At 57.0% G+C, this 10,397-nt stretch carries 9 protein-coding genes and 1 other RNA gene; all 10 read right to left on the bottom strand.

Annotation, left to right across the window (positions count from 1 at the left end; translation table 11 throughout):
• Positions 1-469: 469 nt before the first annotated feature.
• Positions 470-982 carry a hypothetical protein gene (locus L6D74_RS17075; protein WP_236189872.1) on the bottom strand — a complete coding sequence of 171 codons (513 nt, stop codon included), beginning with the start codon at positions 980-982 and terminating at the stop codon, positions 470-472.
• Positions 975-2,042 (bottom strand): hypothetical protein, encoded by a 1,068-nt coding sequence (locus tag L6D74_RS17070; RefSeq protein WP_236189871.1) that lies wholly within the window; start codon positions 2,040-2,042, stop codon positions 975-977. The genes L6D74_RS17075 and L6D74_RS17070 overlap by 8 nt, the downstream gene beginning before the upstream one ends.
• Before the next feature lie 341 nt (positions 2,043-2,383).
• Positions 2,384-2,659 (bottom strand): site-specific integrase, encoded by a 276-nt coding sequence (locus L6D74_RS30035; RefSeq protein WP_309295710.1) that lies wholly within the window; start codon positions 2,657-2,659, stop codon positions 2,384-2,386.
• Positions 2,660-3,046: 387 nt separating this feature from the next.
• Entirely contained in the window at positions 3,047-3,529 is a 483-nt protein-coding gene (locus L6D74_RS17060; protein WP_236189870.1) for an isochorismatase family protein, read from the bottom strand.
• 67 nt (positions 3,530-3,596) lie between these two features.
• Positions 3,597-3,986, bottom strand: a transfer-messenger RNA (tmRNA) gene (gene ssrA / locus L6D74_RS17055).
• Positions 3,987-4,081: 95 nt separating this feature from the next.
• Complete coding sequence (locus L6D74_RS17050; RefSeq protein WP_236189869.1) at positions 4,082-4,360, bottom strand: hypothetical protein; 279 nt, start codon at positions 4,358-4,360, stop codon at positions 4,082-4,084.
• 130 nt (positions 4,361-4,490) lie between these two features.
• The gene (locus L6D74_RS17045; RefSeq protein ID WP_236189868.1) at positions 4,491-7,313 is read right to left on the bottom strand and encodes an FAD-binding and (Fe-S)-binding domain-containing protein; all 2,823 of its coding nucleotides are present in this window, start codon (positions 7,311-7,313) and stop codon (positions 4,491-4,493) included.
• Positions 7,310-7,981 carry a LutC/YkgG family protein gene (locus L6D74_RS17040; RefSeq protein WP_236189867.1) on the bottom strand — a complete coding sequence of 224 codons (672 nt, stop codon included), beginning with the start codon at positions 7,979-7,981 and terminating at the stop codon, positions 7,310-7,312. The genes L6D74_RS17045 and L6D74_RS17040 overlap by 4 nt, the downstream gene beginning before the upstream one ends.
• A complete protein-coding gene (locus tag L6D74_RS17035) occupies positions 7,981-9,435 on the bottom strand; it encodes a LutB/LldF family L-lactate oxidation iron-sulfur protein (RefSeq protein ID WP_236189866.1) in 1,455 nt (484 codons plus the stop codon). Before L6D74_RS17035 ends, L6D74_RS17040 begins: the two co-directional genes overlap by 1 nt.
• Positions 9,432-10,256 carry a (Fe-S)-binding protein gene (locus L6D74_RS17030; RefSeq protein ID WP_064593332.1) on the bottom strand — a complete coding sequence of 275 codons (825 nt, stop codon included), beginning with the start codon at positions 10,254-10,256 and terminating at the stop codon, positions 9,432-9,434. Before L6D74_RS17030 ends, L6D74_RS17035 begins: the two co-directional genes overlap by 4 nt.
• Between the last annotated feature and the right edge of the window lie 141 nt (positions 10,257-10,397).

The following is a 10,397-nucleotide window of genomic DNA, read 5'->3' as shown; positions in this document are numbered from 1 at the left end:
CGGGGGGGGGGAGGCGTAGCTTTTTTCGAGGCGACCTTCACGTCCTTTACTTGTCTTAACCATGCTCGGTTGTTTTCACATCGAACAACAGCGCTTTTCAGTGGCAGTTGCCGCTGTCTATTTGCCGCCAGTTTGCTGGCCGTATGAGGAGAGCAGTCGCCGGAAGTTATTGACCATTTCAGCAAGCACAAAGGTGATCGCGGGCGGTATGTCGGCACCGGCGCATTCATTTCAGAGGCGCTTTACGAGGGAAAGAGGCCCATGTTCATCTGACTAGTGGGCGCTAGATAAACTGGCCCTCACATTGATCGCCCATTGCCCCTTTCAAATCAGCACCGAATCGCAGGCGCAAAAAAAGACGCCCTTGGACGTCTTCTTGTCTATTTGATGGAGCTGGGAGATTTGAACCCCCCGTCTTAGCCAGACATTCCACGGTGTTCAGCCAAGAGGATGGCGTAAAGCTGTCATTTCAAAAGTCGTTATGTCGCTCTTGGGTCTCGCGGCGGGTGTGAAGATCGTCGATGAATAGGTAGTTTGACCAAATTACTCCAAAGATAGCGGAGCTTTGTATCAGACTCAGAAAGACAATGAAAGCTACGCCAGTCGACTCGAATACGAGGTGGTTCCCTTTGTATAAAGCCGTTCCTCCAATTATGAGTTTCGCAAAAAATACGAGAGTGATACCGGTCGCCACAGTTGCTGACTCAAGTACGCTTCCAACTATACTTTCCAGTCTTCGGGTGTCCTGCAGCGTACTCGTAAAGTCAGCGATTTTAATCTTGTCGGGATCTTGTAGCCGTTTAATGGCGTTTGGGTATACAAATGCAATCCATATACCCATTATGGTGAAAACCATCCCGGAAACTGCAAGTAATACTGTGCAGTAATTTTTATAGTCGACGTATGAAACATTTAGCTCAAATTTGAAGCTCAAGATGCCGATGGCTATTGAAAAAATGGCCATGGCAATTAATTTAGGCATTCGCCGCCTCCTTTTGCGCAATGAGGTCTTTGCGGATAGGATCTAAATATCTGTCCCTGTCTGCTAGAATTCTATTATATAAGCTACTAGCGGTGAGAATTGCTTCGCCACGATCTTCTACAGATATACTTTCTGATAACCTATATTTACTAGCCCATACGATTCGGCTCGAACCTTCCACCGTGAATCCAGTATTTTCCCATGTGCCTGCTTCGTGTTCTTCTGCGTGGTTTTCAATTATTTCTTTTATTTCTGCTGCTGTGGGCTTGGCCGCGATCTTGATTTCAACTTGTCTAGTGGAATTGTCTTCTGCCGAAATATATGGGACTTCAAAGCGTTGGAAGTACTTTGCAAATCCGCGCCGCTTATCTACAGATTTAATTGAAACAGTTTCTCTTTTGATGATGTGTGTGATTTTTCCCGCAAGTTCGTGCAATTCTGCCGAAGAGGTAGCTAATGATTTCATTGACATATCAAATTGAAATGAATAACGGTAGTTGTCTTCTGCGTCTTCCGGGAACTCAATCTTTACAAAGTTTTTTTCGGTGGTGACCTTCTTCATTCCAGGTAGATCCACACGGAGGTCAATGCACCCCGCGATCCATTCCTGAAACATTTTTGAGTCAGTTCTGGAGTTTTCGAATTTGATAGAAGCAACGATGTTCAGCTCTGGGATAATCCAGTAGTAACAAGGACGACCCCATACCATGGGCTTTTTGCTGTTGGTTTCCGTCTGTTTTATCGCTTTCTCAGTCGAGCCGTCGGGGTTAATGGTTATGCCGAATAGTGGGCCATGTCTATCGCTGTCCCCCTTCCATAAAACCAATAGATAATCACCATTATCGGAATCTTTATGGACCTCGTGCCAATAGCACGGAGTCTTGTTACGATTTCTCCTTGGATCCCAAGGGTTTGTTGCTTCAAAATTGCGGCCTTTTTTCCATTCCGAAAGCTTTTCGAAAGTCTCGGCGAGAGAGAGCCCCTTGGGTTCTTTACCCAAAGATCTGTAAAGTCCGCATTTGTTTACATTAAAAAAATTCATATAACCGCTTTGAAGCATTATCGATCCCTCTGATGGTAACTCCTGTCATCGCTTCACCCATTGAAACGTGCGGAGCGCAGCACGTTACCATCTTGTGCTGGCCAACTGCTACGTGACGCGTTGGCTTTTCCTATGGGATACAGGATCGGAAAAGGGCGCTTCAGCCTTTTTCACAGAACTCGCTTCGGGGGCAGGTATTCATCTGCCATTGACCCTTGCAATCATAGTCTAGCCTGTATGTCCCATCTGCTTGGCAACCCACATCGGATGCTCGCCGGCGGACAGCATCATCGGCGCTTAGTGTGTCTGGTTTGGCAAGGACGGCGATACCGCATCCCTGCTTTTTTCATCGCCGGGACCTACATCGTGTTGCTGATCGGCCCATCGCCCGCCCATCGTTCAAGCGTGCGCGGATTCTGAAACACCTCGGTATTTGCGAGGAACGTGTGCGCCTTCAACGCTTCCATCGCCGGACGAAGCAGTTTCACGCTGCGCCCACCTGCCGCGGTCTTCGTTGTCTCGGCCCTTCCTCTGTCAGCCTGCGTCATACCCAGGGTCACCACGAACACTTCACGCAACCAGTCAAAGTCGCCCCAATCAAGCACGACCAGCTCGCTGGTGCGAAGGCCAGTCATGCACCAAGTTGCGGGCTTGGTCGGAAATGGTGCCCAGCACCGCCTGCTGTTCCTACGGACTGAACGGATCGATGTCATTCTCATTCGGCGGCGCTTTTCTCCTCAAGTAGGTCCAACCCGACAGCGGCTTCACCTCAATCAGCTCTTCTTCGCGTGGGTCGTTGAGTGCGGGGGAAAGGGGGATGGATTTATTTTGAAGGGAATCAATTTGTCCCCTTTTTCATTTGGCTTCGGATGTCTTTCTTCATGACGAGGCTCTATGGTTTCAGGCTCCCGGCGAATTCCTTTGGTAAACCCATCTGCCAGGTTGCAGCGGAGCGCGAAGACTAGCGCCCGGAAGCATCTTGAACCAGTACGTGAAAATCGACGCGTGCTGCGGGAAATTTCCTAGGACGCCTGCAGACAGGAGCGAAGTTCACTCGACGTCAGCGTGTGCTTGAAGTGATGTTCCCATATCCGCACACCCAGACCACCTGAACGATCCAGCGACGAGCTCGCCGTCAGATCCGTAAGCAACGTCGGCTGCAATCCGGTATCGAACAGCGCAAACCCGGCAGCGAGGCAGCAGGTTTCAGTTTGCAGGCCGCAGACCAGCACGCGATCCAGGTTCAGGCTTTTCAGGTATTCGATTGTGTCCGGGGAGGGCGCGTAGCCGTATTTGATGAAGATGCGGTCTGCTGCGATCAGGCTGTCATCGTCCGCCGCCGGATGCCAGCCGAGCTGACGCTGGAACGGTGTGCGGCTCTCGTCATGGCGCTCGACCGTGGCGACGCTCGGCAGTTTCCCGATGAGCGATTGAATGCCGTCGATCAGCCATTGCGGCGGGGAGAAGCAGGGTTGGACGTCGATGATCAGCAGTGCCTGGCGCATGAGGTCTCCCGGGATGAATCTCCAGATGCGACAAGGCCCGCACTGGGCGGGCCTTGTCGTTGAGAGTTGGTGGAGCCGGGGGGATTTGAACCCCCGTCCGCCAGTACTCCGCTGTCGGTACTACATGCGTAGCCGTGTCTATTAAGTTAACCCTCAGCGACCCGACGGGCAGGGTGCTTTGGGCGAGTTGTGTAAGTTTTAGCCGCTTCGTCCACAACGTACTGCACGGCGATTCTGTTCTATATGACAATCATTTTGGGTTTACAGACATCCCCTGATGATTGCTGGACCCGAAGGTACCAGGAGTGCATGTCAGCTGCAATTAAGCAGCGAGAGCAGCACCGTATTGGTCGTCATTGGCAACTATAAGTAGTTGCAACAGTGGATTTACGACTTCTGTTACCAAGTCGGCATGCACCTAGAGTTTCGCAACCGGCGTCGAATCCTAAACGGCCCCGAGCCTGGCGCTCTGTGTGGCTTATGAGCAACAAGCCTGCGCAGTGTACGCCAAACGGCTCACAAGGCCAACCCGAAGGTTGGCCTGAGCTTCGATCAGTTGTTGGTTCCGCTGGTTTTGCGGATTTCCAGAATGGTTTGCTGGGTTTCAGCCACGCATTCGTCAATCTTGCCCTGGTCCTTGAGTGCTTGGGCTTTTTGCACACTGGCTTCTACCCGTTGATTCAGGTCGGGTGAGGCCATTGCCTGCGCCTTGGCGTTGTTGATGGTTTGCAGATTGGCATCACACAGGTCAGCGGGCTTGTCGGCAGCGAACGAAGCCGACGCCATCATCGAGGCAGTAACGAACAGACCTAACAGTACAGAACGTTTCATATGAATCTCCTTGAACTGAGGGATCCAGACTTCGCTGGCCGTCAGGACGGGCAACCGAATGGAGGACAAGCCCCGATTGTTCGGGGCCTGTTCTGTGGACTGCGGTCGCTCGCAAGGGTTCTATTTTTCTTCAGACGGCGGTTGCGGGGGCTTTGGCCCGGGTTACCCGATCCACCAGATACACCAGACCGTGGTAGTCGATGCCGCCGTGTTGCGTCAGACCGATCTCACAGGTGCGGCTGGTGGAAATTCCCTCGCTGCACTGTTGCACCGCATCCTTGAGCGTTCGCAGGGAATGGCTGTTGAGCTCCGGCGTGGTGAAACCCTTGTCGCCGGCGAAACCGCAGCAGTGAATGCCTTCCGGGATCACTACCGTCTTGCTGCATTTGCGTGCCAGGTCGATCAGCGCCTGGCTTTCCCCCAGATGCTGAGTGCTGCAGGTCACGTGAACGGCAATCGGTGCTTCCTGCGGGGTGAAGTCGAGCCGATCCATCAGGTGCGTACGGATGAATCGCACAGGGTCGTACAGATCCAGGCGAACATTTCCCACATCCTGCACCAGCCGCAAGGTGCAAGGGCTGGTGTCGCAATAGATCGGATCGAGCCCGCCGCGACTAGCCTGGAGCAGTGCGCCGATCAGCTCCTGACGCTTGTGTTCGGCCTGTTCGGCGTAGCCCTTGGACGCAAAGGGCTGACCGCAGCAGAGGTTGTCCAGATTGTCCGGAAACACCACTTGATACCCGGCCTTTTCCAGCAGGCCACGGGTTTTGTCGTACAGAGACATCTGCTCCTTGTCGCCCGCCGCCGGCCCCATCACCCGCGAGACGCAGGCCGCCAGATACACAACGCGCGGGCGTTCGTCCGACACGGCCGGGCTGAAGCGAATGGCTTTTTCCGGTTGCGGCATCGCGCTGGTCCACAGCGGCACCTGACCTTTGGACAGCCGCGTCAGGGTGGCCGAAAGCTTCGCCAGGCGCGGTGCCCCCAGCAACATCCGCGCACCGTTGGCCACATGCAGGGTGAAACGCGCACCTTGCAGGGTGGTGGCGAAATTTCCTTCGATCAGGTTGGCGGTTTTCGTATGTGTGGCGTGACGGCCGCGCAGCTTTTTCACCAGCTCGCCGGTGTTGATGCCTACAGGGCAACGTTGCGCACACAAACCGGTCGCGGCGCAGGTATCGATGCCTTGGTAGTCGTAGGCTTTTTCCAGTTCGGTGGTGTCGATTCCGGCGCGTTTTCTTGCCTGGATATCGCGCCAGATCACGATGCGCTGGCGCGGGCTCAAGGTCAGGCCTTTCGAAGGGCAGACCGGCTCGCAGAAACCGCACTCGATGCATTTATCGACAATCTCGTCGGCCGCCGGCAGCGGTTTTAGGTGCTTGAGGTGGATCTGCGGGTCTTCGCTGAGCACCACGTCCGGATTGAGAATGCCGTTGGGGTCGAGCAGGCGTTTGAGCTGCCACATCAATTGATAGGCGTCACTGCCCCATTCCAGTTCGACGAAGGGCGCCATGTTGCGCCCGGTGCCGTGCTCCGCCTTCAGCGAGCCGCCGAACTCCACGGCCACCAGTTGCGCCACGTCGTCCATGAACGCCTGATAGCGTGCGACTTCTTCCGCGCTGTTGAAGCCTTGGGTGAAGACGAAGTGCAGATTACCTTCCAGCGCGTGTCCGAAAAGGATCGCTTCGTCGTAGTGATGTTTGTCGAACAGCTCGATCAGACGGTTCACGCCGATGGCCAGTTGTTCCACCGGGAAGGTGACGTCTTCGATGATCACCGTGGTGCCGGTCTTGCGCACCGCGCCAACGGCAGGGAAGGTGTCTTTGCGGATCGCCCAGAGGCGGGCGTTTTCGACCGGGTCTTCGGTGAAGTCGACCTGTTTCTCCACCGGGAAGCCGCTGAGCGACGCCATGATCTGCGCCAGTTGTTCCTGCAGCAAAGTGGAAGAGGCGGCGCGGGATTCGATCAACAGCGCGCAGGCATTGTTCGACAGCTGCTGTACGAAAGTCGGCATGCCGGGTTTGTCCTGCACCGAGCGCAGGCTGCGGCGGTCGAGCAGTTCCACGGCGGACACCGGTTGGCTTTTCAGCACGGTGACGGCGTTGCAGCAGGTTTCCACATCCGGGAATACGATCAGCGCCGAGGCCTTGTTCGGATGGTCGATCACCGTGTCGTAAGTCACGGCGCTGATGAAACCGAGAGTGCCTTCGGAACCGACCAGCAAGTGGCTCAAGATATCCACAGGCTCATCGAAATCCACCAGGGCGTTGAGCGACAGGCCGGTGGTATTTTTCAGACGGTATTTGTGGCGGATTCGCGCGGCCAGTTCGGCATTGGCGCGGGTCTCACGGCCCAAGGTCGCCAGACGTTCCAATAATTCACCATGGCTGGCGCGAAACGCCTCGACGTTGGCGGCATCTTCGGTGTCGAGTCGCGTGCCGTCGGCCAGCACCAGACGAATCCCGGCCAGCGTGTGATAGGTGTTTTGCGCAGTGCCGCAGCACATCCCGCTGGCGTTGTTGGCGACGATGCCGCCGATCTTGCAGGCGTTGATCGACGCCGGATCCGGGCCGATCTTGCGCCCGAATGGCGCGAGCCATGCGTTGGCCTGGGCGCCGATTACCCCCGGTTGCAGGCGAATTTGTGTGCCTTGCCCTCGGATCTCCCGGGCGTTCCAGTTATCCCCAAGCACGATCAGCACCGAATCGCTGATCGCCTGTCCGGACAGGCTCGTGCCGGCGGCGCGGAAGGTCACCGGGACCTGATCGCGCTGGGCCAGTTTCAGCAGCGCTACCACTTCATCTTCGGATTCGACGCGTATCACCAGTTGCGGAATCAACCGGTAGAAGCTGGCATCGGTGCCGAAAGCCAGGGTCGACAGCGGATCGTCGAAACGCCGTTCGGCAGGAATCAATTGCTGCGCATCGCGCAGGAAAGTCGCCGGTAAGGTCATTGGTCCTCCAGGATCAACACCACCAGATCTTTCGGGCCGTGGGCGCCGTAAGCCAGGACTTGTTCGATGTCGGCGGTTTTCGACGGGCCGGACACCAGCAGCGCGTTGGTCGGCATGCCTTGGGCCCACTCGAATTCCTGCTGCACCTGATAGAAGTTGTCGCGGATCTGGCTGGCCTTGAGCAGGGCGAAATGCACTGGCGGTACCAGGCTCATCAGCCGCGGTTCTTCGCGGGTCGGCCAGAGAATCAGGCTGCCGGTGGCGGCGATGGCGCCGAGGGTGCCGGTGAGGCTGGCCGGGGTGTCGTTGAACAACTCGGCTTTCCATTCCTCCATCGGCCGGTCGTAGGATTTCAGCGCCGGCAGATCAGGATTGTTCGCCCAGTGTTGTGTGATCCGTTGCCCGTGAGGCGTAGTCGGTGCGATCAGCAGGCTCGGCAACTGACGGTCGCGCAGCAATTGCGCCAGCAGCGCCGGCCAGCCATCAGCGGAAGTCAGGTGGATTTCGGTGTGCACCGCTTCCATCAGTTTGCGCAGTTGCGGGATCCGTTGTTCGGCGCTGTAGGTGTAGGGCTGGGTCACCAGATTGACATCAAAGTTGTCGGCAATCGGCGTGGTGCCGGTCAGACTTTTCTTTAACTTGCCGAGGATATTTTGCTTGGCGCTCATCAACGGTCTCCTTGTTTGGCCAGGTGTTCGCGAGCCATGTCATGCAATGAGCGGGCGGCGGGTTTCGGTGCGCTGTGATTCTGCGTCCACGGGCCGACGTTGTTCGGCGCCAGCGCGCGCAGGCGTGTGGCGAAAAACGCAAACAGTCGATACAGGGGCGGCGAGCTGTTGAGCTTCGCCCAGGCGTTCCAGATGAAGCGTTCCTTGCGCGAATACTTGCTGCCTTGGCCGCGCATCACTTGATGAGGACTGTCGGGGGCTTTGACGTTCTCTTCGCGTAGGCGGCGCAACAGTGCGGGGATGGGAATCTTCACGGGACACACTTCACCGCAGGCGCCGCACAAAGAAGACGCGCTCGGGTGATCCGGGACTTTCGCCAGGCCGACCATGTGCGGAGTAATGATTTTGCCGATCGGGCCGGGGTAAACCTCGCCGTAGGTGTGGCCGCCGACGCGGGTGTAAACCGGGCAATGGTTCATGCAGGCGCCGCAGCGGATGCAGTTCAGCGTCTGGCGCAGTTCGCTGTCGGCGAAGGCCTGGCTGCGACCGTTGTCGAGCAGCACCAGATGCACTTCCTGCGGGCCGTCGAGTTCATGTTCCTTGCGCGGGCCGGAGATCATGTTGACGTAAGTGGTGATCGGAATGCCCAGCGCCGAGCGGGTCAGCAATGACAGCAGCGGCACCACGTCGCGCAGGTTTTCCACGACTTTTTCGATGCCGGTGACGGCGATGTGCACCGGTGGCACGGTGGTGGTCATGCGGCCGTTGCCTTCGTTTTCCACCAGCAGCAGGGTGCCGGTTTCGGCCACGGCGAAGTTGACGCCGGAGACGCCGATGTCCGCTTCGAAGAATTTCTGCCGCAGAACCCTGCGACCGATCTGAATGAGTTGGTCAACGTCCTTGGTGTATTCCACGCCAAGTTTGTCGTGGAACAAGGACGCGACCTGACCGGCATTCTTGTGGATTGCCGGCATGATTATGTGTGAAGGCTTCTCGTGGTCGAGCTGGACGATGTACTCCCCCATGTCGGACTCCAGACATTCAATGTCCCGAGCCTCGAGGAAATGGTTCATCTCCATCTCTTCGCTGACCATCGATTTGCCCTTGATCACTTGCCGCGCCTCGTGAGCGCGGATGATCGAAAGGACGATGCCATTGGCCTCGTCCACCGTTTCCGCCCAGTGCACTGTCACACCGTTGCGGGTCAGGTTCTGTTCCAGTTGCTCGAGTAGGTCGGGCAACTTGGAGAGCGCACGCGCCCTGATCGAGTTGCCCAGGGCACGCAAGTGTTCTCTTTCGTGGGCATCGCTGAAAGCCGCTGCCCGCTTGGTCATCAATGAATCCATCGCGGTGCGGAAGTTGTTCCGTAACTGCGAGTCGCCCAGGGCATTGTGTGCCCGGGTGCGGAAATCTTCTTCTACGGCAACCGTAGGAATAATCGTGGAAGTGCTCATCGCGCACCTCCGGTTCGTTGCCAGAGGAAGCTCGCCAGGTGTTGCCCGCGCAGTGCTTCCTGCTGTTTTTCCAGCGAGCCGTTGATGTTCATCAGGCAGCCGCAGTCGGCACTGAGTACCTGATGCGCGCCGGATTCCTTCAACGCGCGGGTCTTGTCAGCCACCATCGCGCCGGAAATGTCTGGCATACGGACGCTGAATGTCCCACCGAAGCCACAGCATTCGCTTTCGTGATCGTGGTTGACCCGTTCCACGTTGCTCAACTGCGCCAACAACTCGCGGCCGTGCAGGTGGGTGTTCATTTCCCGTCGCGCCGAACACGAGGTGTGCAGCGCCACTTTCACCGGCTCGCCGCTGTCCTTGAGCTGCACCTTGCAGACGAACAGCAGAAACTCGGCCAGCTCATAGGTACGGGCTGCGAGGGCCTGAACCTGTTTCAGCGTTTCCGGCTCGTCCTTGAACAAGTCGGCGTAATGCTCGCGGATCATCCCGGCGCACGAACCCGACGGCACCACCACCGGATAGTCCCCGGCAAACAGCGCCAGTTGCGAGCGCGCCACCGTCCGTGCCTGCTCGGTGTAACCCGAGGTGTAGGCCGGTTGTCCGCAGCAGCTCTGCCCTTGCGGGTAATCGACCCGGATGCCTTCGCGTTCCAGCAAGTGGATCGCGTCCATCCCGGCTTCCGGGTAGAACAGGTCGACCACGCACGTGCCGAACAGGTAGACCCGCGATGGTTTCTCGCCGGGGTATTGCCGGGGTTCGGGCAGTGGCGGTGCGACGCGAGTGGCGTTGGGCACAGCGTTGTAAAAAAGCTCGCTCATCAGGCGTGTCTCCGGGTGGGCCCGGTTATCCGTCTGTTGAGGCTGCCGAATATAGAGCGCGTTGCTTTCAGCAGCCTTACAGACCGGGTTGTGAATTGCTGACACCGGAATCACGAACCGGTGTCGGTTTTTTCCATGTTG

The organism is Pseudomonas pharyngis, assembly GCF_021602345.1.
In the GTDB taxonomy this organism is placed as follows: Bacteria; Pseudomonadota; Gammaproteobacteria; order Pseudomonadales; family Pseudomonadaceae; genus Aquipseudomonas; species Aquipseudomonas pharyngis.
The sequence above is the reverse complement of the archived record's forward strand: the minus strand, read 5'-3'. Positions and strand labels throughout refer to the sequence as shown.

What these genes read in the sequence shown, in the direction of transcription:
- L6D74_RS30035 (WP_309295710.1), bottom strand. Translation starts at nt 2,659, where the DNA reads ATGACTGGCCTTCGCACCAGCGAGCTGGTCGTGCTTGATTGGGGCGAC.
- L6D74_RS17075 (WP_236189872.1), bottom strand. Translation starts at nt 982, where the DNA reads ATGCCTAAATTAATTGCCATGGCCATTTTTTCAATAGCCATCGGCATC.
- L6D74_RS17040 (WP_236189867.1), bottom strand. Translation starts at nt 7,981, where the DNA reads ATGAGCGCCAAGCAAAATATCCTCGGCAAGTTAAAGAAAAGTCTGACC.
- L6D74_RS17060 (WP_236189870.1), bottom strand. Translation starts at nt 3,529, where the DNA reads ATGCGCCAGGCACTGCTGATCATCGACGTCCAACCCTGCTTCTCCCCG.
- L6D74_RS17035 (WP_236189866.1), bottom strand. Translation starts at nt 9,435, where the DNA reads ATGAGCACTTCCACGATTATTCCTACGGTTGCCGTAGAAGAAGATTTC.
- L6D74_RS17045 (WP_236189868.1), bottom strand. Translation starts at nt 7,313, where the DNA reads ATGACCTTACCGGCGACTTTCCTGCGCGATGCGCAGCAATTGATTCCT.
- L6D74_RS17050 (WP_236189869.1), bottom strand. Translation starts at nt 4,360, where the DNA reads ATGAAACGTTCTGTACTGTTAGGTCTGTTCGTTACTGCCTCGATGATG.
- L6D74_RS17070 (WP_236189871.1), bottom strand. Translation starts at nt 2,042, where the DNA reads ATGCTTCAAAGCGGTTATATGAATTTTTTTAATGTAAACAAATGCGGA.
- L6D74_RS17030 (WP_064593332.1), bottom strand. Translation starts at nt 10,256, where the DNA reads ATGAGCGAGCTTTTTTACAACGCTGTGCCCAACGCCACTCGCGTCGCA.